A 26,570-nucleotide genomic window follows, 5' to 3' on the forward strand; every position below is an offset into this window, starting at 1 on the left:
TCCTAGTGCCTAAGAAAGGTAGTAGAAGAAGATGCGTTTAGAATTCGCCGACAACGTTGCCGTCATTGCGTGCGAACAGGTTCCGCCAAGTCGCCAGGTCGACCGTTTCGCTGACCAGGCGCACGCTGCCGTCGGCGAAGCTGACCATCGCGCCGCCGGGATGTTGGCTGCGGGCGCCCATCACGGCGTCGCCGTGATACAGGATGTCCGGTGAAGAGGAGTTGGGCGGAAAGTAGCCGTTGATGAACGACTGGTAAGTCAAATTGCGCATCCATTGTCCGGCGCGGCGACCGTCGTAACTGGCGACCGATCGAACGTCGAGATCGGCGGCGGACGTCGAACAAGGACTTCCCCCGCCGCTGGTCGAGCGGAGCTGCGTCTGGGCGTCGAGGAGATCGGTCGAGTTGGTCCGATTGCCGAACAGCGTCTCCGCCATCAGGATCGTATTGCTGGTTCCGTCAGTGATGTCACGAAAGCCGATGACGCTGCCGCGCCAGAAGAGCCCGCCGGTATCGCTGGTGCTGCAGTATTGCGTTCCAACTCCCGGCCCGGCGTTCATCATGTAGTTGCCGCCGGCCCAGGTAACGCCGCCATCCTCATAAAGCGGATCGCCGGGATCACTGGGGCAGATCAAGACGTCGATCTTGGTTCCGACCAGGTTGTTGTAGATCGGATTGAGCGTTTTCAGATAGCTGGCGCCGATCATCAGCGGCTGCGAAAAGTCGATCTGGTCCTGGAAATTCCCTTGTTCGATGAAGGGAAGGATCTTCGACTGGGCCGAATAGCCGTAATTGGAATCTTTGGCCGGGTAGGGGAAGACCTTGTAGGTCGATTCGTAGTTGTGGGCGGCGAGCGCTAGCTGTTTCAGGTTGTTGCTGCACTGCATCCGGCGAGCCGCTTCGCGGGCTTGCTGCACCGCAGGAAGCAAGAGTCCGATCAGTACGCCGATGATCGCGATGACGACTAGCAGTTCGACCAGGGTGAATCCGCGGCGTCGTCGCATCGAGGAATTAGGGTAGGGGATCATGCAGTTGCTCCAGTGGTTTTCGGTCAGGTCCTCCTCACTTTAAAGTGAATGTACCTGCAGTCAATATGCAAGTGCAAGAAAGATTGAAAACGGCGAATGGGCCTGTTTCAAGCGTGAGCTGAGTCACTAAAGGCGCCGAAAAGAGGAAGTCATCAGCTGGTGTTGCTGTAAAACGGCGATGAATTTTTCTGCGCGAATTTGTTTTCGTTCGTGACTTCCAGCCGCTACGATGAGCAAAAAGACGCAATCGGCGTCCTGCCGATCGCGCCGCTGAATCTCCAGGTGGAGCCTCTTTTTGCGGGGAGAGTGGCGATGGGTCTCGGAAAGCGCTGTACGGCGGAATTCATTGGGACGTTCTGGTTGGTCTTTGGGGGCTGCGGCAGCGCCGTCTTGGCGTCGGTCGTCGGGGCCAAGCTGGAAGGGACCGACGTCAACATCGGCATTACGCTCTTGGGCGTTGCGCTCGCGTTTGGGCTGACGGTGCTGACGATGGCCTTTGCGATCGGGCATATCTCCGGATGCCATCTCAACCCGGCCGTTTCGCTGGGGCTTGCCGCGGGAGGACGATTCGCGGCGAAGGATCTTGTTCCTTACATCGTCGCGCAGTTGTTGGGCGCGTTGGCCGGTTCCGCGGTGCTCTACGTGATCGCTTCCGGCAAAGAGGGCTTTTCGCTGGCCGATGGTTTCGCCGCGAACGGCTATGCGGAACATTCGCCGGCTGGCTATTCGCTGATCGCTTGCCTGGTCGCCGAGATCGTTCTCACCTTCATGTTTTTGATGATCATTATGGGATCGACCGACTCGCGAGCCCCGGCCGGTCTGGCGCCGATCGCGATCGGACTAGGGCTGACGTTGATTCACTTGATTGGGATTCCGGTCACCAATCTCTCGGTCAATCCGGCCCGCTCGACCGGCCCGGCAGTCTTTGTCGGCGGCTGGGCGCTGATGCAGCTCTGGCTCTTCTGGGTTGCGCCGATCATCGGCGCCATCGCCGCTGGGGCGCTCTATCGCGGTTGTTTTGAGGAAGTGAAAGCGGAAGAGTAGCTTTCTTGAAGGAGAAAATGGCGAACCTTTGAGACGGTTTTCCTATCTAGAGGATTGAGGAAGCGTCGCCTCGCATTCTGCCGCATTGGTTTCACAAGAGAGAAGTTCTATTCGCGAATTATTTTGATTCAACCGAGTTGCGTCGCGCCGTAGATATGCAGCGACGAAGCTACCGATTGCTTCGTTGGATGGCGGACTCCGTCACCCGGGGATTGATTCCGTTGGGAACAGTCCATCCCTATTCGGAATTGCCGAAAGCGACCGAAGCTTGGATTCGGGAACACTTCTTCAGTATTCCGCAAAACGCGCGTCCTGATTGGGATGATCTGCCCCAATTTGCACAATTCTTTACGACCTATCTGATCAATTCGTTTGATCTGATCGCTAGTCCAGGGATGCAGCGCTTTTCTCCTGGCGCCCATTGTTTTTGTCCGATATGCAGTTGGATGATCGCGGCGCCAAATCTGCAAGCCAGGAAGGTGACGGGAAAGCACAAAAGCTACGCCGATCGGCTGATGGTCGATGCGATTGCACAGTTAGCGATCGAACAGCAGGTGACGCTCGAGGAAACGGACATCGCCGCGTGGATCGAACAGCCGCCGCAGCGTGAGCCGGCGGCGCTGGTCGCGTACGGGCGCGATCTGTTTCTGCGAATGCAAGGCGTCGCAGAAGGTCCGGCCATTTTAGCGCTTTGGCGACGTTTTGCCTGGACGCCCCAAGGTTCGCCGAAACCCAATTTTCGACTGACCGTCAAAGTGATTCTTCAGGCGGAACAGCAACTTGCGACGGCGATCCTGGCGATGAAGGGGTAGGGCTATCGGGTGCCGAAACGGCAGCGTTGTCCACTCGCTTCCCGGCATGGCCCTGGGCTTGCGACCGCTTTCCCTCGGCTTGCGCCTCGGGCTACGATCGCTACTTCTTGGCGTCGCTTTGCTGCCAGGGTTTGCAGCGTCTGGAAATCGCCTAACATGAAATGCAGGGCGACTAACGGATTTCTGCACCTACCTACTTCCAAGAGCGAGCGACTGTGGCGATGAATCCGAAACCGGCAGTGAGAAACTATTCCTTTGGGGCGATTGTTCGGCAGTCAGGCGTTGATTTCTCGGTCTGGGCGCCGCAGCGCAACCAGGTTGAGTTGGCGATCGTCAACGACAAGGGAGAAGCTCAGCGATTCTTTTCGCTCGAACGCCGCGAGGATGGTTTCTTTTTCGCGCACCTAGGCGACATCCAGCCCGGTGCGTTGTACATGTACCGGCTCGACGGGGCAGGGCAGCTCTATCCCGATCCCGCTTCGCGGTTTCAACCGTTCGGCGTGCATGGTCCTTCGCAAGTGATCGACTCGTCGGCGTACGACTGGAAAGATCACGCGTGGGGAGGATTGCCGCTGGAAGGTCAGGTCCTGTACGAACTCCATCTCGGCACGTTTACCGACGAAGGAACCTGGGCCGCGGCGAAAGAAAAGCTGCCGTACTTGAAGAGCGTCGGCGTGACCGCGGTGGAGATCATGCCGGTCGCCGACTTTCAGGGAGAATTCGGCTGGGGCTATGACGGCGTCTATTGGTACGCGCCTTGTCGGTTGTATGGCTCGCCTGACGACTTTCGCGACTTCGTCGATGCGGCCCATCAGATCGGCATCGGGGTAATGCTCGACGTCGTCTACAACCACTTCGGTCCGACCGGCAACTATTGGGGCGCCTATTCTCCTTACTTTCCGTCGGTCAAACATGCGACCGACTGGGGCGACGCGCTGAACTACGATGGGGAGCATCGCGGGCCGGTTCGGCGTTTTGTGATTGAAAACGCCGCCTATTGGATACGCGAGTTTCACCTCGACGGGCTCCGTTTCGATGCGACGCAGACGATTTTCGATGATACGAGCCCGCACGTTTTGGCCGAGACGACGACCGCCGCGCGAGAAGCGGCCGGCGATCGCCCGATTGTCGTCGTCGCCGAGAACGACGCCCAGGAGATTTGCCACGTCCATTCGCCGGACGAGGGCGGTTACGGCATGGATGGTCTCTGGAACGACGACTTCCATCACGCGTGTCGCGTCGCGGCGACCGGCCACCGCGAGTTTTACTTCGCCGACTATGTCGGGACGCCGCAAGAGTTGGTCTCGGCGATGCGGTGGGGCTATCTCTATCAGGGGCAATGGAACCAGCGCAACAAGCGTAAACGAGGCTCGGCCGCCCTCGGGACGCCGCGGAAACGCTTTATCCACTTCTTGCAAAACCACGATCAGGTTTCCAACTCGGCCAGTGCGATGCGAACGCACGCGCTCACCTCGCCGGGACGGTTTCGCGCACTCACGGCGTTGATGCTGCTTGGTCCGCAGACGCCGATGCTCTTCATGGGACAAGAGTTCGCCGCGTCGAGCCCGTTTTACTTTTTCGCCGACCATGAAGTCGGGATCGATCAGCTGGCGCGCGACGGGCGACTCGAGTTCATGCGCTGCTTTCCCCGCGCGGCTGGTTACTTCAAATCGCACCTGCCGAACGATCCGATCGGCCGCGAGGCGTTCCAGCGCTCGAAGTTGAAGTGGGAAGAAGTGGAGACCAACGCGCAGGTCGTCGCACTGCATCGCGATTTGCTCCACCTGCGGAAGAATGACGTGACGATCTCGCAGCAGGATGACGTGATGCTGGAAGGCGCCGTGATCGGCGACGAAGCGTTCTTGCTCCGCTGGATCACGCCGAGTGGTGAAGACCGGCTGATGCTGGTCAACCTGGGACGCGACTTGCCGTGGGATCCGGTCGCCGAACCGCTGATCGCTGCGCCGCATGGAACGCAGTGGTCGCTGCTATGGTCGAGCGAAGAGCCCCGCTACGGCGGATCAGGAACGGCGCTGTTGGATACGCAGCGGTGGTTGATACCGGGGCATACGGCGGTGGCGATGCGCCCGGTGGAGCGGTAGTCGCTTCCTGGTGCCATGCTCTTGCCGCGTCTTCGCGGGATGAGCATGTCTTCCGCCCTGGCACAACGCATTGAAGACATGCTTACCCGTCGAAGACGCCGTAAGAGCATGGCACCAGTTCAATACTACGGTTTGTCCGCCACGTACGCGTTCAGCCAGGCAATCACCCGAGCGCCGGAATCCAACGAAAGCTTGTGCCCTTCGTGATGATTCCACAGCCCTATTCGCACTGGCTCTCCGTAGAGTGCGGCGACGCGTTGGCCGACCAGTAGTTCTGGCCAACTTCGCTCACCGTCGGCGCAGCCGGGACCTTGTTCGCCTCCCAAAACCAGAAACGGCCGCGGTGCGATTAGCGCTATCAAGTCGTCATGCCGCCGGATAAAACCGTCCGATTTGACGACCGGGCCGAGATACCAGGGAGCTTCCCAGTTGGTCGAGAACATCCCGATCCCACCTTCGCTGGCGACTCCGGCACAAACGCGATCGTCGAGCGCCATGAGGTACAGCGTTTCCTTAGCGCCAAGCGAATGCCCATAGGCGCCAATCCGCTGCGGATCGACATTCTTCTGCGCCAGCAAAACGTCAACCGCTCGAACGCCGTCGGCCAGCATCACCGCCATCCCTTTGCTTTCGGGATGCGGCTTCAGCGCCGCCGCGGTCGAAGCGAGGTACGACTCTTTCTCCCACAGATAGTTTTCGGGGCAGAGAACGACGAACCCTTGTTCGACGAGTCGCAGCCCAATGTGCCGCTCCGGTTCGGCGTCGAGTCCAACCAGCTTTTGAAACGTCTTCGCATTGGTCCCATGAAACGCCACGATCGCCGGCATTTTTTTGCTGGTCGATTGGTGCGGAACAAGTAGGTAGGCGCGGACTCGACGTCCCGGTTCGGCTTGGTAGCGAATGAGAGTGCGGGTGCAATGTTCGAGACGCTCCGTTTCCAGCGTTTCGATTTCGAGCGGCAAGTCGGGGTAGGCGTAGGCGCCAAGGAACTTCCGCCAGTCGGCTGCGATCGCGGCCCGCTTCTCTTTCCAGGCATCGAGCGAATCGATCTCGGCGCCGGCGGCGGTCTGCAGCGTTTGGCTGTCGTCGATCTTCGCGGCGGGGGGCGGCGTAACCGCCTGGGCGACCCAGGAAGGCTCCTCAGCGGCGGTAACGCGCAGCAGGGCGGAAATCATCGTCACCGCCAGGAAGCTGCGGCGCCAGGCACGAAGCGTCGGTTGCGTTAAAGCATTCATGGATATCAGCTTACGAGGAGGATTATGCGAAATCCAGCGGCAAAATTCGGCCGGGGAAGAAAAACCTTTACGCTTAAGATATCTCGTGGTATCTTAAATGCAATTCCTTTCCTGAAGTCGCCGGCGCATGCGTACGGCGAAGTTGCTCCTTCCCCAGCCACCCACCACCTGGAACGATACGTATGAAGATCCTCCTTTCCGCCGCCATCGGTCTGGCGGTCGCTGCTGTGATGAGCGGCGGCGCCAATGCTGCTGAGACGATTCGCATTGGTCTGATCGGTCTCGATAGCTCGCACGCGATTGCGTTCTCGAAGTCGATCAACGCCGAGCCTTCGAAGCCGGAACTGGCCGGCGCCAAAATCGTCGCCGCGTTCCCCGGCGGAAGCCCCGACATTGCGGCCAGCACCGACCGGATCGAAGGATTTACGAAGCAGATCAGCGACATGGGAATCGAAATCGTTCCCTCGATCGAAGTGCTGCTGAAGAAAGTGGACGCCGTCGTGATCAACAGCGTCGACGGCCGCGTTCACCTGAAGCAGGTCAAACCGGTGTTTGAAGCGGGGATTCCGGTCTTCGTCGACAAGCCGATGACCGGCTCGCTGGCCGAAGCGAAGGAGTTGGTGGCGTTATCGAAGAAGACCGGCACGCCGTTCTTCTCCTGCTCTTGCTTGCGATATTGCGATGACGTCGTCGCGCTGCAAAAAGAGAACGCCGCCGGCAATCTGGTCGGTTGCGTCGCGTTCAGTCCTTGCACCACCGATCCGACCCACCCTGACCTTTACTGGTACGGGATTCACGGCGTCGAAACCTTGTTCACGGTGATGGGGCCCGGCTGCGTCAGCCTTCAACGTACGAAAGTGGATGGAGTCGACGTCGTGACCGGCGTCTGGAAAGATGGACGCGTCGGCACGTTCCGCGGCATTCGCGACGGCTCCAAAGGATACGGCGTGCTCGCCTTCGGCGAAAAAAAGAACGAGTACGTCCCGATCCGCGTTTCTTACGAACCGATGCTGGTCGAAGTGGTAAAATTCTTCCACACGAAGAAGCCGCCGATTTCGCCCGAAGAAACGCTCGAAATCATGGCCTTCATGACGGCGGCCGACGTCAGCCGCGACCTGGACGGGAAGAGCGTGACGCTGGAAAGCGTGCTGAACGCGAAGTAACGTCCGCTTAAGATCTAACTACCAGTCAAACTATTTCCGCTTGTAAGGAAAACTGCATGGTTTCGGTCAATCGCCGCCATTTTCTCGCCGCCGCTTCGGCCGCCGCTTTCACTTCGATGACGTCGCTCGGTCGTTCGGCGGAAGCCAATGACGAGTTGCGCGTCGTCGTGATCGGCGTCAACAGCATCGGCAACACCCACTTGAACGGCTTTCCCAAGATTCCCGGCGTCAAAGTCGTGGGGGCTTGCGATTGCGACAGCGCGGTGCTTGGGACGCGAGTTGAAGAGTTTGACAAGAAGTTCGGCTATCAGCTGAAGAAGTACGAAGACCTCCGCCGCGTTTTCGACGATCAAGACGTCGACGCGGTGGTGGTCGGCATGCCGAATCACTGGCACGGGCTGGCGACCGTCTGGGGCTGCCAGGCGGGCAAAGACGTTTACACCGAAAAGCCCTGCTCCCACAACATCTGGGAAGCGGGCCAGATGGCCAAGGCGGCTGAGAAGTACGATCGCATCGTCCAGATCGGCATCCAGCGCCGCAGCTTCAAGCACCTGCAAGACTTCTTCCAGGAAGTGCACGAAGGCGCCCTCGGCAAAATCAAAAACGTGAAGGGGCTTTACCTGTCGCGTCGCGAATCGATCGGCCGTCCGACCTCGCAGCCGACGCCGCCGGCCACGGTCAATCATGACCTCTGGTGCGGACCGGGCTCGACGAAGCTCGAACGGGCCAAGTATCACTACGACTGGCACTGGTTCTGGGATTACGGCAACGCCGAACTCGGCAACAACGGCCCGCACATTCTCGATCTCTGCCGCTGGGCCGTAGGCGCCGAAGAATTTCCGACCGCCGTCTCCAGCATCGGCGGACGTTACGCGTGGGATGACAACGGCCAGACGCCGAATACGCACCTCCTGCGTTATGAATACGCCAAGGCGCCGATCACGTTCGAGATCCGCGACCTGCCGACCGCGACCGGTAAGAAAGATACCTGCGATTACATGGGTCTCAGCTACGGGATCGTGATCGAAGGGGAAGAGGGGACCTACCTCGGATTTGATACCGGGAAGGTGGTTGATCCCGACGGCAAGACGATTCGTGAGATCAAGGGAGACACCGGCAGCGATGGCGGACGTCAGCTTCATCGCGAAAACTTCGTGAAAGCGGTCCGTTCGCGAAAGACCAGCGATCTCAATTGCCCCGTGAAAACGGGTCATCTCTCGACGGCGCTGTGCCATTTGGGGAACATTTCGCATCGAACCGGCGAGGCCGTTTCCCTCTCGTCCCTCTCCGAACGGATCCAGGATCAGCCGCTGATGTCGGACGCCGCCGCTCGAATGACCGAGCATTTGGCCGCCAACGGCGTGGATGTGGCGACCGCCGCCGTCGAAATGGGGCGGACTTTAACGATTGATCCGACGACCGAAACCTTCCCGGGGGACGAAGCGGCCAATCGTCTGCTGCGGCGCGAATATCGGGCGCCGTTCGTCGTTCCAGAACAAGTCTAAGTCGCCCAGTTGGGCCATCGGGCCCGCCGAACTTCCTCGGCGGGCTTGCCTGAAGCGCGGTTTGTTACGTATTCTGGAGGGCTTGCGAATTCAATTGCGGCCCGAAAACGCCGGACGAAGTGGTCCGGCGCTGGCTGGCCGGCCTTGGCAAGTCGAAGTGCATGGCCGAAGAAGAACGAAAAGTTCGTCTAGTAGATATCGCCAATAAAGCTGGCGTCTCGCGCGCAGCGGTTGGACATATTCTGAACAACTCCGGGGTCGACAGCGTCCGCGTGTCGGAAGCGACGCGCCAAAAGGTGCTGAAGATCGCCGAGGAGCTCGATTATCGACCGAACCGAGCGGCCCAGCGGTTGCGCGGCATGCCGACCAAGATCATCGGCGTCGTGCTCGACACGGTGAACCGCGCGGTCTTCTCGGCTCGTCTCTCCGCGATCGAAGCCGAAGCGCACTCGCGCGGGTACCGCTTGATGATCGGTCAGGCCCATCACGACCCGGACGAAATCAAATCGTATCTCGACGACTTTGCGGATCACGGCATGGACGCGATCCTTTGCATGTTCGACTTGATGCAGGACTTCCGGCCGAAGTTGAAGAAGATCTTCCGCGATCGGAACAACATCATTCTCCACTCGCAGCCGATTTTGAAAACGCAGCCCTGCGTGCGCGTCGAAACTTCCTCGGCGATTGAGCAACTGGTCGATCACCTGGCCGACCGGGGACGCAAACGGGTCGCGATTCAACTTTGGTCTCCGACCGACCAATTGATGGCGATTCGCTGCGAGGCCTGGAAGGCGAACGTCAAACGTCGCAAGCTGGCGACCAGCGAGTCGCTGATCTGGACCAATCCCGAAGCGACCCAAAAGCCGTCGCGCGATGCGATCGACGACTGCATTCAGAAGCTGGTCGTGAAGAACAAAGCGGACGCCATCATCGCGTCGAACGACGAATGGGCGGTGCGCATCATGCAAGGCTTGCACCGCCATGGCTACAAGGTGCCGGAAGATTTGGCGGTGACCGGCTACGATAATCTCGACATCGCCGACGTGATCGAGCCGGGGCTGACGACGATCGATCAGTGTCACGCCGCCTACGCCAAAGCGACCCTCGACCTGGTCGAAGAGTCGCTGCAAGGAGAGATTCCCGCGGCGAAACGAGTCCGCGTGATTCGCCCCGAACTGGTCGTCCGCGAATCGACGTAGTTGGCTTCTGGTGGCATGCTCTTGCGGCGTCTTCGCCGGATGAGCATGTCTTGAATGCGTTTCGGAACTTCTCGAAGACATGCTCACTCGGCTATCCTCGTGAGAGCATGCAGCCCGCGAGTCTTACGGCGCGGTCGCCGGGTGAACGCCGTTCTTGGCGACATAGCGGGTTGGCGCCGGAATCGCGGCGCCCATGATTCGCCGCGGATTCATGCGGGTCAGACGATCGATTTCGACCGGCGTCAGGCCCAGCTCGCGCTCCAGGTTCTCGGCCATCCGCCGCATCGTCGTCCCCGACCCAATCAGGTGGCTGTCATCTTCGGCACGCGGCACGCCATCTTCGCCGACCTGCACGACTCGATCTCCCAGCGGATACAAGCCGGGACCGCAACCAGCGGCCGAGATTGCATCCGACACGATGAACGCGCGATCGAGGCCGGTGATTTGCAGGTAGTTCTTCAAAGCGAAGAAGGGAACGTGGGCGCCGTCGGCGATGAAGCCGAAGTAAAGCTGGTCGGCTCGACTAAGAGCACGCTGAATGATGTTGTCATGGCGATCCATCAGACGCGGGCAACCGTTCCCCAGGTGCGTGAACATCGAGAGCCCGGCGTCAATCGAAGCGTCGAGTTGGTCGAGCGACGCGTTGGTGTGCCCGGCCGAGACGACGATTCCTTGTTTGGCCAAACGACGCGTCACGTCATGTTCAGGATCTTGTTCAGGAGCCAGCGTGACGATGCGGGCCAGTCCGTCCGCGGCGTCGAGCAGCAGCGTCATCTCGTCCCAGGTCGCCTCTTTGGCGTGAGCCACCGGGTGAGCGCCGACGTAGCCGACCTTGGTGCTGATGAACGGACCTTCGATATGAAAGCCGGCGATCATGCGGCTAATCAGTGGATCGGCGATACGCAGTTGCACGAAGCGCGACAAGCGAGCCGCCATCCGCGCGATGTCGTCGGTAATGATCGTCGCCAGCACGCCGCCGACGTTGTCGCGCTCTAGCGCCGCGCAAGCGTTGTGCAGGTCGTCCGCCGAAATGTCGTCTTGATTGAAGTCGACGCCGAAGTAGCCGTTAATTTGCAGGTCGAAGAACTTGGAGTCAGGCATGCGGTATTCCAGGCGTTCTAGAGGGTCGAGGAGGCGGTCAATTCCGATGCGGAGGCTTTGTCGAGAAACAACGACGTCTCCGCATGGTTTTGCAAAATCGAGGCGGGAACATCCGGGGTTACGGGACCTTCCACCGAGTTGCGGACCGCAATCGCTTTGCGCTCGTCAGGGACGCTGCAAATGATGGTCTTGGTACGCAGGATTTGTTGACAAGACATGCTGATGGCCCGAGTCGGGACATCCTCTAGTGTAGCGAACCAACCTTCGCCCGCCTGCTGTTTTCTGCAGGCTTCGTCCAATTCGACCACCAGGTAGGGCGAATCGGTCTCGAAATCGGCCGGCGGGTCGTTGAAGGCCAAGTGCCCGTTCTCGCCGATGCCGACAAAGGCGACGTCGATCGGATGCTGGGCGATCAGCTCTGCTAAACGTGCACAAACCTGCTCCGGATTCGGATCGGAGCCGTCGACGTAGTGAAACGCTTTGAGCGGCACTTTGTCGACGAATCGTTCGCGCAGATAGAGACGAAACGAGGCGGGATGCTGATCGCTGATCCCAAGGTACTCGTCCAAATGGAAGCCGGTCACGCAGCTCCAGTCGATATCGGACTCGGCGATCAAGGCGGCCAAAGTCTCGAACTGGGAAGCGCCGGTGGCGACGATAATATTGGCGAAACCTTTCTCAGCGATGGCGGTTCGAATAGCGGCGGCGCCCTGACGTGCGGCGGCGACGCCCAGTTGAGAAGCGTCGTCGAAGATCTGGATATTCATGCAGGTTGGCAGGTCTGGGAGTGGGGATTAGCGGCAAAACGGAGAGAAGAATCCGCGATGCTAGTGATGTCACGCGATATCATTTTTGTCGCAACGGGCGACGATGTCAACTGATTTATTGGTAGGTCGCCCAGAGATTCTCAGGTCCGATTGTTAACAAGATCGGATTGCGCCGCCTGGGGATAGGGAAGAACGGCTTGTGCGCGAAACAGAGAAAAGCAGAGAATATTGCGCAATCTGGCGGAAAAACGGGAGGAAGCGTGATAATTTCTTTGCCAATCTGATATCAGCTGATATCATTGCCCTCAGTGAAATGACGAGTTGCACGCCGTCCGCACTTGCGGCGAACGGCGCCTTATCCAAACTCGGTCGTCGCAGCCAGAAACGTGATGAAGATGGGATTGCCCATTTTTCGCGCGATCTCCGAAATGCGACGACGAAGACGTAAGCAATCGCGTAGCGGTCGACCGCCGCAGAACGCGTAGTCGAGTAGAGAGAAGCCAGCGAATCGAGATTCGTGCGGACGAATACCGATTTGTTTGTGAGAGTCGACTCGAATGGCGCATCGTTTGCTTTTTAACTTTTAGCGTATTTGATCATGCGGATCGATGCGTCGCGAACGAAGCCGACGCGGTTGACCGTATCGAGTAGAGCTGAAAAAGAAATTGCCGCTTCCTGGTGGGGCGGTTTCGCTCGCGGGAGCGATTTTTTTTACACCCTAGATATCAGCTGACATCAACCTTGCCGCTTGGGGCGGCCGGCGAACACGAAATCAGTTTTGCGATCGAGAAACAGGCCAGTTACACGAACTTCGTATTCTTTATCTAGTCTTTGCGAGGATTGCTTATGAAACGGAACCACGGATTTACGTTGGTAGAACTTTTGGTAGTGATCGCCATTATCGGCGTTTTGATTGCGCTCTTGTTGCCGGCGGTGCAGCAAGCCCGTGAAGCGGCTCGTCGCATGCAGTGCAGCAACAACCTGAAGCAACTTGGCCTGGCGTTCCACAACTATCACGATACGTACGGCAAGTTCATGCCAGGCGGTCTAACGCCCAACGTCACGTATCCGCTTGGTTGGGTTCCCCGCTTGTTTCCCTTCTTCGAGCAAGGGACGCGTTACGACGCGATGGAAGCGCTTTACCCGGCGTACATGATGAATCGCAGCCCTTACCGCAGCCATGATCAGACCAATCCGATTTTCGGTCCGGTTCCTTCGCTGTCGTGCCCGTCGTCGCCGCTTGGGGATACCGCGTCGGACCATGCGGTCACGTCCTTTTTTCCCAACACGCAGATTCAAGGCGCACTGCACTATCGCGGCAACGGCGGTTCGGTCGATGTGGACATCGTTCCGGCGACGACGTCGGGACGCGATCCCTACGTGAAGTCGGGTATTTTCTATCCGGAAAGCAAAGTTCGCTTTGGCGATATTGTGGACGGCACGACCAACACGATCTTGCTCGGCGAATCGTCCAGCACCAAGGGCTGGACCACTTCCCAGGCGCAAGGCTTCGGCGGCATCAAGCCGTGGGTCTGGGGCTACTATCGTTACAGCGCGACCGAATGGCTGATGATCGACCACAAGATGGTGCAGTTCCCGATCAACTACTCCGGTTCGTTCACCAACAGCAACACGCCGTTTACCAGCTATCATCCGGGCGGCGCAATGTTCGCCAACTGCGACGGCAGCGTCGTCTTCTTGGCGGAAACCATGAATCTTGACATTCTGAAAGCGATGGCGACGCGCAAGAACGGAGAGGTCGTTCCCGGGAGCTAAGCTCGGACTGTTCGTTGGGGCGAGCGTCGGCCCGAACCGGCCGACGCTCGCAGAATGTTGGAGATTGCGCTTCGTTTTACTTTTCTGGGGATGCTGATTATGAAATACTCAACGCTGGCGACTTCGCTGTCCGCCGCCTTGATGATCGCACTCGTCGGCTGCGGCGCTCGCGGTCCGGAAATGGGCGATGTTATGGGAACGGTCACCTACAAAGGGAAGCCGCTTGGTACCGGAACGATAACTTTTGTGCCTGAGACGGACGGCTTGCCGATGGGGTATGCCAAAATCGGAGCCGACGGCACGTATGAAGGGTATACCGACGAATTCGGCAAAGGCGTGCCGATCGGCAAACACCGCGTCATGATCATGGCCGTGAAGGACAACGGTCCCGAAGCGGCCGCGATGGCCTTGATTCCCTTTAAATACAGCAGCGATCGTCAATCTGGTTTGACGGCCGAAGTCGCCGCCGGCGAGAATACGGTCGATTTCAAGTTGGAATAGTTGACGCACGCGTTACGAAAATTCTCCCACTCAGAATTCACACCAACTCTATCGACTGGGGCCTCGGCGGGCCTCAGTCGATCACTTCATTTCAAGGCAAGGTTTGAATGTCGGAAGCGACGATCGAAAAACAGAGCGGAATTTCTCTCCTGCGGGTCGTGAAGGCGATCGGACCGGCGATTGTCGTCGCGTCGGTTGTGCTCGGTCCCGGGAGCATTTTGTCGAACTCGAAAGTCGGCGCGGCTTACGGGTACGACATGATCTGGGTCTTGGGGCTCGCTTCGGTCTTCATGGCGCTGACCGTCTTTTTGGCGGCGGTCCTGGGCATCAGCTACGCCGAAACTCCGTTTACCGAAATCGCCAATCGACTGGGACGCCCTGTCTCGATCGTGATCGGCGTCGTCTTCTTTTTGATTACCAGTTGCTTTCAGTTCACCAATAACCTCGCGATTATCGACGTGGTGAACATCGCCACCGAGTCAGCCGGCGGTGGGATGCTGGCGAAATATGGATCGCTGGTCGCCATCGTGCTGGTCAATCTTGGGCTGATATGGGCCTTATACGGCAGCAGCGCCCCGTATCGGTTCATCGAAAAGCTGATGATGGTGATGGTCGGATTGATGCTGCTCGGGTTTATGGTGAACCTGATCTTCGTGCAGCCGTCGCTGCCTGGCGTGTTGGGGGGCATGGTGCCGAAGTTGCCGGAAGGGGGAACATCGCCTGAGAACATCGTGATGCTGCTCGGGATGTTCGGGACCACCTTCTCGATCGCCGGCGCCTTCTACCAGATTTACGCCGTTCGCGAAAAGAACTGGACTCGCGACGACTTGGCCAACGGCATCGTCGACTCGATCGCCGGGATCGCCGTACTGGGCGGGATCAGCTTCGTCATCATGATCACTTCCGCGACCGTTTTGCACGGCGCCAATCTGACCAACATTACCGATGTGGCGAAACAACTGGAGCCGCTGATCGGCCCGCAAGCGAAAGTGATGTTCTGCATCGGCTTGTCGGCCGGGGCGTTCAGTTCGCTGCTGGTCAATGCTTTGATCGGCGGTACGGCGCTCAGCGACAGCCTTGGGCTGCCGGCCAGCGTCAAAGATGGCCCGGTCAAAGCGATGACTGTCGCCGGGTTGATGATCGGCATGCTGGTCGCCATCGCAATCAACTGGCTCGAGATGTCGAACGTGCAGTTGATCGTCTTCGCCCAGGCGCTGACCGTGATCGGCGTGCCGCTGTTGGCGTTTGCGATGCTCTTTTTGTCGCTGAAACTGGAGCCCTCGAAGCTGAAAGCCGCCGCGATTGCGATCGCTTCCGCCTCGTTGTTGTTGGCGCTGCTGTTATCGGGCCGAATGCTGATGTCGCTGATTCAGAAGCTGATGGCTTCCTAGGCGATTTCGATTTTCGTTCGCTTCCGCAGGAGACGCGCGTTACGATTTCGCAACGCGCGTGCGTCTTTTCTTGCCCCATCTGCGGAGGTGTCGCCATGCAACTGCGAATGTTGGCCGTTCCTTTTGTTCTGCTCCTCTCGGCGGGCCTCGCGGTTGGTGAGGAGGGACCGGCCATCTTGTCGTCAGAACCGCTCGAGATTGCGGAGGACGCCGATCCGCTGCAAGTGCTGCTGGTAGAGCGTCTCAACGCCGCCGTGTTGGAGTTGAAATACGTCAAGCGAATGTACGAAAGCGGCATCGTCTCTTTTGGAGACCTGATCGAACCGGCGAAACGGGTGCGCGATTCGGGCTTGGAATTGAGCGACGATACGCAGAATCAAGTCGCGTGGCTCGAGCGGTTTTTGGAACTGGCCCGGTTTAACGAAGCGATCGTAGAGCGGCGAATCCAAAGCGGCTCGGAAACGCAGAACGCATTACAGACGGCCAAGTATCTGCGGCTTGATACTGAAATCATGCTTCTCCGCCTCAAACGGAAGGCGGAGAAGGAGAAATAGCTGCAGACGTTTACGTCATCGAAGCGTCGAAAATGCTCTGAATCGACTTGCCGAGGGTCGCATCGAACTCGGCGTCCGATTGCTGAGCCGAAAGCCCTTCGGCCAAAGCCCGGGAAAAGCTCGCCACGACGCCGTGATTGCGCCGCAGCAGATCATCCGCTTCGGCCCGCGTGTAGCCGCCCGATAGTGCGACCACTTTCAACACGCGAGGATGTTTGACGAAGTCGGCGTAAAAATCGTCGACGCTCGGCAGCGTCAGCTTCAGCATGACGTATTGCCCTTCGGGAAGCTTGTCGAGTTCGGCGGCCAGGCTCGCTTTCAAAATCGTTTCCGCCTCCGCTTTATCGGGGCAATGGATGTCGACTTCCGGCTCGACGATCGGCACCAGGCCGGCAGCGATGATCTGCCGGGCGACTTCAAACTGCTGATCGACGACCGCTTGAATGCCCGCCTTGTTGGCGTGCAGGATGACCGAACGCATCTTGGTGCCGAAGACATGCTTGGCGACTGCCCGCTTGAGCAACTCGTCGAGCCCCGGCATCGGCTTCATCACGCGGACGCCATCTTGCTCTGCGGCCAGACCTTTGTCGACCTTCAGGAAGGGGACGACGTTCTTCTTTTCCCAGAGGAAATCGGCGGTCGGAATGCCGTCGATGTCGCGATCCATCGTGTTTTCAAATAGGATCGCTCCCAGAATATGCTCGCCGGTGAAAGCGGGGCTGGTGATGATCCGGGCTCGCATCTGATGAACGAGCGCGAACATCTCGTCGTCACTGGACCAAGCGTCGTCGGTCAACCCGTACGCATGCAGCGCTGTTGGAGTGCTGCCGCCGCTCTGATCGAGCGCCGCGATGAAGCCGGGCTTCGTCTTGACCTTGTCGAACTGCAACTTGTTACCGGCAAATGTGGTGCTCATGGCGGTCTCCAATCAGTCATTCCATGTAGAAGAAACGTCCAGGGCTGCTACTTGTAGTTTAGGACTTTTCGACCCCGCTGTCGTGGGTCGGAGATTCGCTTAAGAGATTTTTCATCGAACCTGCACGCTGTCGGCGAAAACCAACACTAGCCCGCAGCGCAAGCAAGGGAATGCGGTCGCGCCGTCAGAGAAGGGCAGGGCGTGTTCAAGCGATATGGCCTTGCACATTCCCTCGCTTGCGCTACGGGCTAGTGTTGAGCCCTACGCCGCCATCCACCGGCGATACGGTTGGTACCCGTAATACTTCGGCGAGTCGTCCAGCCGCACATGTAGCCAAGAGACTCCGGCGCCAGCGGTGCTGAGCCAGACGGGGCGCGTTCCGAGTCGCCGTTTCACTTGTTCGCCGACCTCCTTCCAAAGCGCCAGTCGCTGCTCTTCGGGCCCTTGCCGAACGAACGCAGCTAGATGACCGTAGGCGTTCTCTTCCGCGATTGGCGTCGGGGCGATGAGTAGTGCGTCGCGACGGAGATTGGCGAAAGTTGCAACTGTACTGACCGAAGATGCGAAATGCTGGGCGAATTGATGCCGCTCTGGCGGTCTCGCCAGATTGGGACTATTCAGCACAACGAATTCCCATGGTTTGTCGGTCGTCGCGGCGTCGACCGGCGGCGTTTCCCAGCGAAACGCCGCGTACGGAGCGTCGGCCAGTTCGGCATTCAGCCAGGCGGCGAACTCGGCGTCTTTACGCAACCGGGAGATCGCCTCGGCGTTGGAAAGCGTTTGCTGCGAGTACCGGACGACGTAACGTCGGCCGGAGTGACCTGGCAATTCAGAAGTCGCGGCGTTCCATGACATAGGCGATCGAACCCTCGCGTTGAAGTAAGCCTTCGCGGTTAGTCAGCAGGATGAATTCCCGGCGGCTGCCACGATCCTTCGCCCGGCGGCAGGATCGACGGCGGCATTTCTTTCGGCCAATAAAGTCGCATCACCATGTAGATCGGGCCATCCGGCGCCGGCAGCCAGTTCGGCTCTTTCTCTTTGCCCGGCGAATCCTTTTGAATGTAAATCGTCAGCGAACCATCCTCGTTCTTCTGCAAGTTGGGGAGCATCGGCGAATTGATCAGGTAACGATCGATCGGGTTTTCGATCAGCAGTTGCGTCTTGCCGTCGTACATGGTGATCGACCAAAACGCTTGGACCGGTGGAAACTCGTCCTTGGCGAAGGTCAGCGTGTAATTGTGCTGACTGCCGTCGAGCGGATTGCCGGCCGCGTCGCTATGCGCCAGCGGATAAGTCGCTTCGATCGCATCATTGCCATAGATCCCCGCTTTGGCGGCCGCCGCACGCAGCGCCCAGTCCCCATGGAAGAAATCACGATCGCCGAACGCTGCGCCAATGCTCCAGCCGTTGATCAGCTTGCCGAACGAGCCGGCCCGCGCCGCGATCTTTTCCATGCCCGACTTCATCGCCGCGGCCAGAGATTCCTTTTGCGCGTCGGTCAGCTTGTCGACGTCAAACGGTTTGCCCGCTTCGACGCCGATCTTGGCGAACTTCGCCCGCAGGTCCTTTTCCGCTGCGGCCGGACCGGTCGCCGGACAAAGCTGCAGCACGAAATTCAAATAGGCGAACGGATTCGCTTTGATCGCTTTTTCGTCAACTGCCGGCCAGTCGATTTTCGCCGCTGATTCTGGGGCTGGTTGTTTCAGGAACGCAGAGAGGGGCTGGGCGTGGTAGCCAGCTTGAACCTCTTTCACGTTTTCCAAATCCGCCGCGTCGAACAACTGCGTACGAATGACGGCCAGCGAAAAGTCGGTTTCGCACGGAAAGACCTTGTCGATCCCTTCGGGCTTCTCTCCCTGCCAACTTGGTCCGGCGATCATGTAGGTCCCGCCGTCATTGCCGGTGGTGCGACTGCCGATGTAGCCGTAGTTGAAGGTGTACATGTCGATCAACTGAAACGAGAAGTAGCGTTTCGGATCGATCTTGGGAACGGTGAGCACGAGCGGTTCGGCTCGCAGGTCGGCGCAAATGAAGGAGTAGGGGGTATCGCTATTCGGCGTCACGACCGCGGTATCTTTGGGCGTATAGACCCGCGCGGTGTTGAACAACTGATTGATCGGGCACTTGTATTGGCTCGAGTCGGGATTGAGGAAGTATTCGTTCATCACACCATAGTTCATCACCATCGGAAAGCCGTAGATGAACGCTTCTTCGGCGATCTCACGATATTCGGCGTCGCTGATCACGGACTCCGTCGCAGCAGGCGGCGCGTCCTTGTCGGCAACCGTCATCTGCGCTTCGTTGTCGCTTTCGGCCGGCAGAGAGATGACTTTTTCTTCTTCCAGTCCATGGCAGCCGGGCGCAAGACAACTAACCGCGAGCAGGAGGGAAAAAGCAAGCATACGCGTGGGCATGATGGGCGATACTTTCGGCATGGGGGAAAGCGAGAACAACCCGATTGCCCGAGTCGTTTCCCGTATGATACAGGGACTCGCCAAACGCCGGCAGCAAGTTTCCGGTAAATTCAGCAAATTAAGAATCGAGGAAGGGAGTAAGGAGAAAGGGAGAACCACTCCTTCATGGCCCGCAGCGCCAGCGAGGGAAATGCGGCCGCAAATCGATTCGCTTCGGACTCGAACCAACTTCCCGCTCGAAGCCAAAGCCAAAAGGCGTTCACCATGAACAAAACCAATCCCGACTTCCTCCCCCGCACGATCCTGGCGTCCCTTTGGGTCTTCAGCATCTTGCTAAGCGGATGCATGCGCGTTCCTCCAACTCCGCTGACCAAAGACGACATCGCCAGGCTCGAAGCGGCCGAGCTATTTAACCTCGCAATCGAGAAACCAGGAGGCGGTACTGCGCCTCTGACGGATGCGGAAGCGAAAGCGTTTCTGCGCAGCTTGGCCAGCATCGTGGATACGACGCGTGGAAAGCTGATCGGCAGTCGCCTGCGCTGTATCGTCGTCATGCAGTCAAGCAAAGATCCCCTCTCCTTTTTCGTCTACGACGACGGCACGCGGATGATGGTGAGCGTGGAAGGGAGCGTCTTCTTGGTAGAAAGCGATGCGGATCTCCGGAGTTGGTTGGAGCAGCAACTCCCCGCGGATTCGCCGTAATCTGGGTAGGGTGCGTCTGGACGCACCGCGAACCTGCCGTTGGATACATTTTCTCCATCGCGTGGCAACGCAATCGGAACCGACATCGGCGTTCTCGCGAGACCCCGTTTTCCATGGTTCCCGCAGCGTCCCAACGCACTCTACCGCACCAACGTTTTTGCTTGCTCAATTCCCCCGGTTTTTGGTAAAATCCTCGCATGATGCGGGCGTCTGATCCATCGCCCAGGGCATCCTTTTTTCTTCCCACTTCGGATTGAGCCGAGGTGGTTTGGCGACTGGAAAATGACTTCCCAATCGCTACCTTTTTTTTTCGCCGCACGCGTTGCGGCTGCGCTAGACGTATGCGCCGAACTGGCCGGTCGAAAGTCGACGTATCCGATGGTGGCGGAGAAGCGAAGAATTGGAACGGTCCGGTCCAGTCCGGCCGGCAGCAATCGTAGCCCGAGGCGCGAGCCGAGGGAATGTCGAGAAAACAATCGACGAGAGTCCACGGCACTGTGGGCGGAGATTGGGATGGAGGCATTCTGGGGTCGCGAAACGCTTTCCCTCGGCTCGCGCCTCGGGCTAGTTTTGCCCTGCGGAGAAAAATGTCACGGTCCAGTCCACTGGGTGAGGAAAAAAAATGCGCTGCGGTCCAGTCCACTCACAGGCGATCGCTGATCGGTTGGCGACTGGGCCGGTAACAAAAAAATGCGCTTCGCGGTCCAGTCCAATCGGTGACGAAAAAAAACGAAGCGTTGCGGTCCACATGATAGGAGGACAGGCGGGGCTGGGTAAGATTGCGAGCCGGTTTGGGGTGAGATTGGTCAGCGCAAAAAAAAACGCGCGGTCCAGTCCACTCCGCCCGTAGGGTCCGCTGTGCGGACCATGGGAAGCGGTTGCGAGTTGGCCAATTCGTTCGGCGGGGCGCGGTCCGCACAGCGGACCCTACGGAAGATGTGCGAAAGAATAACTGCGCGGGGTCCGGTCCTATTTTTGACTCGGCCTGTTTTTGAACTGGCGAAGGCGCTTTGGGACATCCGGCCGCATTCCCTTGCTTGCGCTGCGGGCTACGAAGGTTCGGGCGACTGGCGAAGGACGGCTACTTGAACGGCTCGGTGCTGACTTCGATTTCGCCGATGACGAAGGGGACCGATTGTTCAGGGCGGATGGTGATGTCGTTGCCCCACATTTTGGCGAAGCAGGCCTCTTTGACGTGCCAGACGCCGGTTTGCCAGCCGGGATCGGCCGAGACGCCGAACCAGGTACCGACGTTCCGGTAGGGCGTTCCTCCCTGGGTGTCGGCGACTTCATACAACAGATTCATGCCGACGTTGCCAGCGCTAACGCGGCGCACTTTTACGCGAACGTAATAGTCGCGCGTCAGGATGCTGGCGAACGTCGGATGAACGAAGAGGCTAACGGGATGTCCGATGTCTCCCTGGACGAGCAAGCCGGAGCTGCCGTCGGCGAAGGTGACGGTCGGATAGGCGTCGCGATTAAGCGGAAAGAGGCCGGCCGTTTCGTCGGCGGCGCCAGCGGAAAAGCGAACCGTTTTCGCTTGGCGGTGGTCGCCTCCCCAGGGGAAGTTTTGTGCGGCGTTCGCCTTCGCTTGGCTGACCAAGGTGGGCGACAGCGAAGTGATGAGGAGCGGAGCGTTGGTCAAGGTGAGTTTTTCGCCTGCCTCGAAGCGGCGGAGGCGCCCGGTGATCGGATCAGCGACGACGACCATGGTGGGAAAGGTGAGCGTTTGCTCTTCACCGACCGGCGACCAGGCGATCATCAAGTTCGCCTGCGTTCCGGCGAAGACAAAGCCGTAACCGGCGCCTTGTTCGCCGAGAGCGAGCCAGCCGAGATATTTCGGTTTGGTCCCCAACTGCGTCGCCAAGGTTTTCAGCGCTGCGTAAGCGGGACGCGGTTCGCCCGAGCGATTGATCAGGCCGAAGCCTGACTCTTCGCCGTACGGATCTTGCGCTTCGAACCATTGCGTGCGGGCGATCCCCTGGGCGATCGCCATGGCGTACATCTTGACGAGCGACTGCGCGGCGTCGAGGTCGGTGGTCGGCGTGCGACCGTCCGCGTGAAGCTTGTCGCCGACTTCGCTGATCCAGATCGGCGCGTCGACTTTGTCAGGGGCCGATTCGGCCAGGATGGTGCGGAGAGTCTGGTTCATCCAGAGAAACGGAATCTCACCATTCTTGCTCCGCAGTCCGCCGGCGATTTCGTACGGATGAATGCAGAGGTAGTCGAAATGATCGGCGGCGCCGGCGTCGCGCAGCGCCAGAATCGTTTGATGCAGATAGGCCGGGTCGTAGCTGGCGACGGTCAAACCAACTTGGGCGTCGGGGTTTCCCTTTTTGGCTGCGACGTAGGTGGCCGCCGCGAGCTTGGCGTAGTCGACGGTCGTGTGGTGGGCGTCATTGAAGCCGCCGTTTCCTTCGTTCCAGACTTCCCAGTAGCGGACGTCACCTTTGTAGTGCGAGACGGCGCCTTCGACAAACTGCGACCATGCCGGCAAGTCGTCCATCGGAAACGCGTGGACATATTTCGAGTCAGGAGGAGAACCCATCAAAATTGCGTTGAGCTGCAAATTGTTTTTCTTCGCCGACTCGACCAGTTGATCCCCTTCTTTCCAGTTCCACTGATCGAGTTGCGGTTGGAAGGTGCGCCAGCCAGGGAAGAGTCGCACCGACGTAACGCCGGCTGTGGAAACTTTGGGGAACCACTCGGTGTGATTGCGAAATGCACTGGCCGAAGAACTGACGCCCCATGGTCCGACATCTCCGTCCGGCGACTCGGCCAGGGCAGGGGAGCAGAAGAGCGAAGCGAACGTGATCGCAAACGCATAAGCGGCGGCGAAGTAGCGGGGCGACAGGAACAAGCGGGACTCCAGCGTCGATTCTGGGGGCAATGGCAAAGCGCGTTCTCTATTAAATGTGTTGGCGGCGACGCGAAGGTTTCGGATTTTTCTCGTAACCAATGCGAAAAGAAACGCAATTTGAAGGAGGAATTTGCATGCGATAAGATTCGAACCTCCGCTCTGCCCGCGGTGGCGCCGGAAATGGGGAACGAATGCCAGTGTTTTGTGCACAATGTTTGGCCAGTAGGATGGAAAATACTTCCTGGGCCAGTAAAATCTCATAGATCAACGAGTACAATTGGACGTCATAACGAGGGGCGCCCCCGCTACTTGTCGATCCCACCCCACGTTCACCCAACAACGCTCCGTCATTTCACGCCAAAGGAAACTCATTCTCATGGTTAAGTCTGGTCACGCGACACGTCGCCAATTTTTGCAAGGCATGGCCGCGGCTGGCGCCGCCGGCGCTTTGGTTTCGCCTGCTTCTCTTGTGATGGGCGCCGAGTCGCCGAACGAACGTCCGGTTTTCGCGACCATCGGTCTGCGTAACCAAGGTTGGGGCATCACCAGCAAATCGTTGGGCTTGGCCGACTTCGCCGCTTTGGCCGATGTCGACGCCAACGTGTTGGGGACGAACGTCGAGCGCGTGAAAGAGCGTCAGAAGAAAGCTCCGGACGCTTACAAGGACTACCGCAAGATTCTGGAACGGAACGACATCGACGCGGTCATGATCGCGACCCCGGATCACTGGCACACCAAGATCTCGGTCGAAGCGATGCTGGCCGGCAAAGACGTCTACTGCGAAAAGCCGCTGACGCTGACGATCGACGAAGGAAAGCTGATCGAAAAGATCGTGAAGCAGACCGGTCGCGTCTTCCAGGTCGGCACGATGCAGCGGTCCGAAAGCGATAAACGCTTCTTGCAGGCGATCGCGCTGATTCGCGCCGGCCGTATCGGCAAGGTGCAGAAGATCACCTGCGGCATCAACGGCACGAGCGGTTCGCCGGAGATTCCGGTCGCTTCGGTTCCGGCCGAATTGGATTGGGACTTCTGGCTCGGCCCGGCCCCGAAGGTCGACTATCGCGCGTTGCCGGAAATTCGCCAAGGTTACGGCGGCGGCGTGCCGCTGTACAGCAACTGCCATTACTCGTTCCGCGAATGGCACGAATACGCCGGCGGCAAGCTGACCGACTGGGGCGCTCACCACGTCGACATCGCCTGCTGGGCGCTGGGCGAAGACGCCAACAGCCCGAAGAAGATTTCGCCGGTCAGCTATTCGTTGCCGGTCGAATACAAAGACGGCTACCCGTTGGTTCACGATCGTTACAACGTCGCGACGAAATTCAACATCAAAGTGGAGATGCCGAACGACGTCGAACTGACGATCACCAGCGAAGGGGACAACGGCATCCTGTTCGAGGGAACCGACGGCCGCTTCTTCGTCAACCGCGGCAAGATCGTCGGCGCTCCGGTCGAAGCGTTGGCCACGAACCCGCTGCCGGAAGGCGCCATCGAAGCGGTCTACGGCGGTCCGGTTCCGTCGAACCACACCGCGAACTGGATCGAAGCGATGAACGCGCGCAAGCAGCCGATTTCGGACGTCTGGTCGCACAACCGCATGCTCGAGATCTGCCATCTCTCGAACATCGCGATGCGTCTGGGCCGCGACCTGAACTGGGACGCGTCGAAGCGCGAAATCGTCGGCGACGACCAGGCCAACGCGTTCCTCGCTCGCGAAAGCCGCAAGGGTTACGAGATCAACATGTAGTCTTGGACTACCAAAGCTGAACCTTCAAAAGAGTCGCTGGCGCGGTTGCGTCAGCGGCTCTTTTCACGTATTGCCCGCACGATCGGCAGAATCGTCGCGACCGCAACAGCACTACGATTTGCGACGTTTGCGGCAGAAAACCGCAAGCAGGAACCCCGTTGTTCTCGAAATGTCGCGTCATTAGTGACCTAAGTTTTTGGGCAACAGTTTTGGCCGCTGCGGCGGCGTTCAACTATCCCAAACAGGGCGAGCAATCGCCGTTAGAAGGCACACCATGAAGACGCAATTTCGTACTTTCGCCCGCGTTGGTATCGTCGCAACCTTGTTGATGACGCTGATCGCACAGCCGTTGTCGGCTTGCACTGGATTGCGATTGATCTCGGCCGATGGCGGCACGGTGATCGGACGAACGATGGAGTTCGGTTTTGATCTGCAGTCGAAGGCGCTGGTCGTGCCGGCCGGAGTTCGCCTCCGTAACACGCTGACCGATCCGAGCCAGGGAATGAGCTACGACGCGAAGTACGGCTTCGTCGGGGCCAATGTGCTGGGGTTTGAGATGATCGTCGACGGCGTGAACGATCAAGGATTGTACGTCGGCTCGTTTTACTTCCCCGGATACGCTGGCTACGCGACCCTTGGCCCGGACAACCAAGACCGGGCCCTGGCGCCGGAAGATTACGGCATGTGGCTGTTGGCCAACTGTGCGACGGTGGCGGAAGTCAAACAGCGCTACAACGAAGTGGTGCTGGTTGATCGCCCGATCGAACAGCTCGGCGGCAAGAACTTCGACGGGCACTTTGTGGTGCACGACCATACCGGCGCCAGCGTGGTGATCGAACCGATCGACGGCGGTCTGCGGATCTACGACAACCCGCTCGGCGTGATCACCAACTCGCCGACCTTCGATTGGCACATGACCAACCTGCGTAACTACATCAACCTGAGCGTCTCGAACGTCCCGGCGGTGAAGATGGAAGATATCCAGCTGAGCGGCTTTGGTCAGGGGAGCGGCCTGCATGGTCTTCCCGGCGACTCGACCCCGCCGTCGCGATTCGTCCGCGCGGTCGCTTATTCGCAAGCGGCCAACCAACTGAAGACGACCGAAGAGACGGTCAACCAGGTCTTTCACCTGATGAATGCGTTCGACATCCCGGTCGGCTCGATCCGCGAGAAGGATGGAAGCACGGTGACCGAGGACTACACGTTGTGGACGACCGTTTCGGACCTGAAGAACGTCCGTTGGCTCTTCCGCACCTACGGCGACCAGACGATCCGCTGTATCGACGTCCGTAAAGCGACGAAGGAGGCCGGCGACAAGATCCAGGTGATCGAGATGAAATCGACCCAGCCGATCGCCGACATCTCGACTGACTTCAGCTAACGCAGTTAAGAGCGGCAAAACCATCGAGAGTGAAGAGCGGCGACCGAATTGCGGTCGACCGCTTTTCGCATGAAGGAGCCGTCGCGTTTTGAAGAATTGCTAGACTCGAATGGATCGCTACAGTTTACCGGCAGTGCAAAATAATTCTTATTTCGCGCAATGATCCGCACAGTTGGCGGAGCGACAGCATTGCCTTCGAAATGGAACCGAGGTTCTAACGGAATAGCGCCTCTGGAGAATTCCATTCACCCAAAGGTGTGGATCGCAATGCTGAATTGCGCATCACTTGCTTCCAATTAGGAGGCAGTTTCTCGGTCGTCCGCAAAATCGAGTGATTACGGGTAGATATCTCGTAACATCGTAAATCCAAGAG

Annotated in this window: 22 protein-coding genes; 14 read left to right on the forward strand and 8 right to left on the reverse strand. The window is 58.8% G+C overall.

Annotated elements, in window-relative coordinates; all coding sequences use genetic code 11:
• Positions 1-37 precede the first annotated feature (37 nt).
• Positions 38-1,027, reverse strand: coding sequence for a DUF1559 domain-containing protein (locus LOC68_RS09060; protein ID WP_230217905.1), 990 nt, complete (start codon positions 1,025-1,027; stop codon positions 38-40).
• 312 nt (positions 1,028-1,339) lie between these two features.
• Between LOC68_RS09060 and aqpZ the strand changes: the two genes are divergently transcribed.
• From aqpZ to treZ, 3 genes are all read left to right on the forward strand, one after another.
• Positions 1,340-2,071, forward strand: coding sequence for an aquaporin Z (gene aqpZ, locus LOC68_RS09065; protein WP_230217907.1), 732 nt, complete (start codon positions 1,340-1,342; stop codon positions 2,069-2,071).
• Between the two features lie 188 nt (positions 2,072-2,259).
• A complete protein-coding gene (locus LOC68_RS09070) occupies positions 2,260-2,883 on the forward strand; it encodes a hypothetical protein (RefSeq protein WP_230217909.1) in 624 nt (207 codons plus the stop codon).
• Between the two features lie 239 nt (positions 2,884-3,122).
• Entirely contained in the window at positions 3,123-4,985 is a 1,863-nt protein-coding gene (treZ, locus tag LOC68_RS09075) for a malto-oligosyltrehalose trehalohydrolase (RefSeq protein ID WP_230217911.1), read from the forward strand.
• A 125-nt stretch (positions 4,986-5,110) separates the two neighbouring features.
• On the opposite strand, the gene LOC68_RS09080 is transcribed toward treZ, so the two are convergent.
• On the reverse strand, positions 5,111-6,220 hold the full coding sequence (locus LOC68_RS09080; RefSeq protein ID WP_230217913.1) for an alpha/beta hydrolase family protein: 1,110 nt from the start codon (positions 6,218-6,220) through the stop codon (positions 5,111-5,113).
• Positions 6,221-6,402: 182 nt separating this feature from the next.
• Here LOC68_RS09080 and LOC68_RS09085 point away from each other — a divergent pair, with 182 nt between their 5' ends.
• From LOC68_RS09085 to LOC68_RS09095, 3 genes are all read left to right on the forward strand, one after another.
• Entirely contained in the window at positions 6,403-7,383 is a 981-nt protein-coding gene (locus LOC68_RS09085; protein ID WP_230217915.1) for a Gfo/Idh/MocA family protein, read from the forward strand.
• Positions 7,384-7,439: 56 nt separating this feature from the next.
• Positions 7,440-8,888, forward strand: a complete 1,449-nt coding sequence (locus tag LOC68_RS09090; RefSeq protein WP_230217917.1) for a Gfo/Idh/MocA family protein — start codon at positions 7,440-7,442, stop codon at positions 8,886-8,888.
• A 119-nt stretch (positions 8,889-9,007) separates the two neighbouring features.
• The gene (locus LOC68_RS09095) at positions 9,008-10,087 is read left to right on the forward strand and encodes a LacI family DNA-binding transcriptional regulator (RefSeq protein WP_230217919.1); all 1,080 of its coding nucleotides are present in this window, start codon (positions 9,008-9,010) and stop codon (positions 10,085-10,087) included.
• 123 nt (positions 10,088-10,210) lie between these two features.
• Here LOC68_RS09095 and LOC68_RS09100 read toward each other — a convergent pair whose 3' ends face one another.
• The gene (locus LOC68_RS09100; RefSeq protein WP_230217921.1) at positions 10,211-11,188 is read right to left on the reverse strand and encodes an N-acetylglucosamine-6-phosphate deacetylase; all 978 of its coding nucleotides are present in this window, start codon (positions 11,186-11,188) and stop codon (positions 10,211-10,213) included.
• Positions 11,189-11,205: 17 nt separating this feature from the next.
• Positions 11,206-11,955 carry a glucosamine-6-phosphate deaminase gene (locus LOC68_RS09105; RefSeq protein ID WP_230217923.1) on the reverse strand — a complete coding sequence of 250 codons (750 nt, stop codon included), beginning with the start codon at positions 11,953-11,955 and terminating at the stop codon, positions 11,206-11,208.
• Between the two features lie 199 nt (positions 11,956-12,154).
• On the opposite strand from LOC68_RS09105, the gene LOC68_RS09110 reads away from it, so the two are divergent.
• The 5 genes from LOC68_RS09110 to LOC68_RS09130 all read left to right on the forward strand — a co-directional run bounded on the left by LOC68_RS09110 (position 12,155) and on the right by LOC68_RS09130 (position 16,177).
• A complete protein-coding gene (locus LOC68_RS09110; protein ID WP_230217925.1) occupies positions 12,155-12,403 on the forward strand; it encodes a hypothetical protein in 249 nt (82 codons plus the stop codon).
• A 398-nt stretch (positions 12,404-12,801) separates the two neighbouring features.
• On the forward strand, positions 12,802-13,731 hold the full coding sequence (locus tag LOC68_RS09115) for a DUF1559 domain-containing protein (RefSeq protein ID WP_230217928.1): 930 nt from the start codon (positions 12,802-12,804) through the stop codon (positions 13,729-13,731).
• Positions 13,732-13,830: 99 nt separating this feature from the next.
• Entirely contained in the window at positions 13,831-14,232 is a 402-nt protein-coding gene (locus LOC68_RS09120; RefSeq protein ID WP_230217930.1) for a hypothetical protein, read from the forward strand.
• A gap of 107 nt (positions 14,233-14,339) precedes the next feature.
• On the forward strand, positions 14,340-15,623 hold the full coding sequence (locus tag LOC68_RS09125; RefSeq protein WP_230217932.1) for an NRAMP family divalent metal transporter: 1,284 nt from the start codon (positions 14,340-14,342) through the stop codon (positions 15,621-15,623).
• Positions 15,624-15,718: 95 nt separating this feature from the next.
• Positions 15,719-16,177, forward strand: a complete 459-nt coding sequence (locus tag LOC68_RS09130) for a hypothetical protein (protein WP_230217934.1) — start codon at positions 15,719-15,721, stop codon at positions 16,175-16,177.
• Positions 16,178-16,187: 10 nt separating this feature from the next.
• Here the strand turns inward: LOC68_RS09130 and LOC68_RS09135 are convergent, their stop codons facing one another.
• The 3 genes from LOC68_RS09135 to LOC68_RS09145 all read right to left on the reverse strand — a co-directional run bounded on the left by LOC68_RS09135 (position 16,188) and on the right by LOC68_RS09145 (position 19,507).
• Positions 16,188-17,093, reverse strand: coding sequence for a fructose bisphosphate aldolase (locus LOC68_RS09135; protein ID WP_230217936.1), 906 nt, complete (start codon positions 17,091-17,093; stop codon positions 16,188-16,190).
• Between the two features lie 261 nt (positions 17,094-17,354).
• A complete protein-coding gene (locus LOC68_RS09140) occupies positions 17,355-17,948 on the reverse strand; it encodes a DUF6940 family protein (RefSeq protein ID WP_230217938.1) in 594 nt (197 codons plus the stop codon).
• Positions 17,949-17,986: 38 nt separating this feature from the next.
• On the reverse strand, positions 17,987-19,507 hold the full coding sequence (locus tag LOC68_RS09145) for a DUF1254 domain-containing protein (RefSeq protein WP_230217940.1): 1,521 nt from the start codon (positions 19,505-19,507) through the stop codon (positions 17,987-17,989).
• Between the two features lie 264 nt (positions 19,508-19,771).
• Between LOC68_RS09145 and LOC68_RS09150 the strand changes: the two genes are divergently transcribed.
• Positions 19,772-20,209, forward strand: a complete 438-nt coding sequence (locus LOC68_RS09150; RefSeq protein ID WP_230217942.1) for a hypothetical protein — start codon at positions 19,772-19,774, stop codon at positions 20,207-20,209.
• Between the two features lie 1,081 nt (positions 20,210-21,290).
• Here LOC68_RS09150 and LOC68_RS09155 read toward each other — a convergent pair.
• Positions 21,291-23,069 (reverse strand): hypothetical protein, encoded by a 1,779-nt coding sequence (locus LOC68_RS09155; RefSeq protein ID WP_230217944.1) that lies wholly within the window; start codon positions 23,067-23,069, stop codon positions 21,291-21,293.
• A 376-nt stretch (positions 23,070-23,445) separates the two neighbouring features.
• Here LOC68_RS09155 and LOC68_RS09160 point away from each other — a divergent pair, with 376 nt between their 5' ends.
• Both LOC68_RS09160 and LOC68_RS09165 read left to right on the forward strand, forming a co-directional pair.
• Complete coding sequence (locus LOC68_RS09160; protein ID WP_230217946.1) at positions 23,446-24,816, forward strand: Gfo/Idh/MocA family protein; 1,371 nt, start codon at positions 23,446-23,448, stop codon at positions 24,814-24,816.
• A 274-nt stretch (positions 24,817-25,090) separates the two neighbouring features.
• Positions 25,091-26,197, forward strand: coding sequence for a choloylglycine hydrolase family protein (locus LOC68_RS09165; RefSeq protein WP_230217948.1), 1,107 nt, complete (start codon positions 25,091-25,093; stop codon positions 26,195-26,197).
• The last annotated feature ends 373 nt before the right edge of the window (positions 26,198-26,570 follow it).

The organism is Blastopirellula sediminis (assembly GCF_020966755.1).
GTDB classification, from domain to species: Bacteria; Planctomycetota; Planctomycetia; order Pirellulales; family Pirellulaceae; genus Blastopirellula; species Blastopirellula sediminis.

What these genes read in the sequence shown, in the direction of transcription:
- LOC68_RS09060 (WP_230217905.1), bottom strand. Translation starts at nt 1,027, where the DNA reads ATGATCCCCTACCCTAATTCCTCGATGCGACGACGCCGCGGATTCACC.
- aqpZ (WP_230217907.1), top strand. Translation starts at nt 1,340, where the DNA reads ATGGGTCTCGGAAAGCGCTGTACGGCGGAATTCATTGGGACGTTCTGG.
- LOC68_RS09070 (WP_230217909.1), top strand. Translation starts at nt 2,260, where the DNA reads ATGGCGGACTCCGTCACCCGGGGATTGATTCCGTTGGGAACAGTCCAT.
- LOC68_RS09080 (WP_230217913.1), bottom strand. Translation starts at nt 6,220, where the DNA reads ATGAATGCTTTAACGCAACCGACGCTTCGTGCCTGGCGCCGCAGCTTC.
- LOC68_RS09085 (WP_230217915.1), top strand. Translation starts at nt 6,403, where the DNA reads ATGAAGATCCTCCTTTCCGCCGCCATCGGTCTGGCGGTCGCTGCTGTG.
- LOC68_RS09090 (WP_230217917.1), top strand. Translation starts at nt 7,440, where the DNA reads ATGGTTTCGGTCAATCGCCGCCATTTTCTCGCCGCCGCTTCGGCCGCC.
- LOC68_RS09100 (WP_230217921.1), bottom strand. Translation starts at nt 11,188, where the DNA reads ATGCCTGACTCCAAGTTCTTCGACCTGCAAATTAACGGCTACTTCGGC.
- LOC68_RS09105 (WP_230217923.1), bottom strand. Translation starts at nt 11,955, where the DNA reads ATGAATATCCAGATCTTCGACGACGCTTCTCAACTGGGCGTCGCCGCC.
- LOC68_RS09115 (WP_230217928.1), top strand. Translation starts at nt 12,802, where the DNA reads ATGAAACGGAACCACGGATTTACGTTGGTAGAACTTTTGGTAGTGATC.
- LOC68_RS09120 (WP_230217930.1), top strand. Translation starts at nt 13,831, where the DNA reads ATGAAATACTCAACGCTGGCGACTTCGCTGTCCGCCGCCTTGATGATC.
- LOC68_RS09125 (WP_230217932.1), top strand. Translation starts at nt 14,340, where the DNA reads ATGTCGGAAGCGACGATCGAAAAACAGAGCGGAATTTCTCTCCTGCGG.
- LOC68_RS09130 (WP_230217934.1), top strand. Translation starts at nt 15,719, where the DNA reads ATGCAACTGCGAATGTTGGCCGTTCCTTTTGTTCTGCTCCTCTCGGCG.
- LOC68_RS09135 (WP_230217936.1), bottom strand. Translation starts at nt 17,093, where the DNA reads ATGAGCACCACATTTGCCGGTAACAAGTTGCAGTTCGACAAGGTCAAG.
- LOC68_RS09140 (WP_230217938.1), bottom strand. Translation starts at nt 17,948, where the DNA reads ATGTCATGGAACGCCGCGACTTCTGAATTGCCAGGTCACTCCGGCCGA.
- LOC68_RS09145 (WP_230217940.1), bottom strand. Translation starts at nt 19,507, where the DNA reads ATGCCCACGCGTATGCTTGCTTTTTCCCTCCTGCTCGCGGTTAGTTGT.
- LOC68_RS09150 (WP_230217942.1), top strand. Translation starts at nt 19,772, where the DNA reads ATGAACAAAACCAATCCCGACTTCCTCCCCCGCACGATCCTGGCGTCC.
- LOC68_RS09160 (WP_230217946.1), top strand. Translation starts at nt 23,446, where the DNA reads ATGGTTAAGTCTGGTCACGCGACACGTCGCCAATTTTTGCAAGGCATG.
- LOC68_RS09165 (WP_230217948.1), top strand. Translation starts at nt 25,091, where the DNA reads ATGAAGACGCAATTTCGTACTTTCGCCCGCGTTGGTATCGTCGCAACC.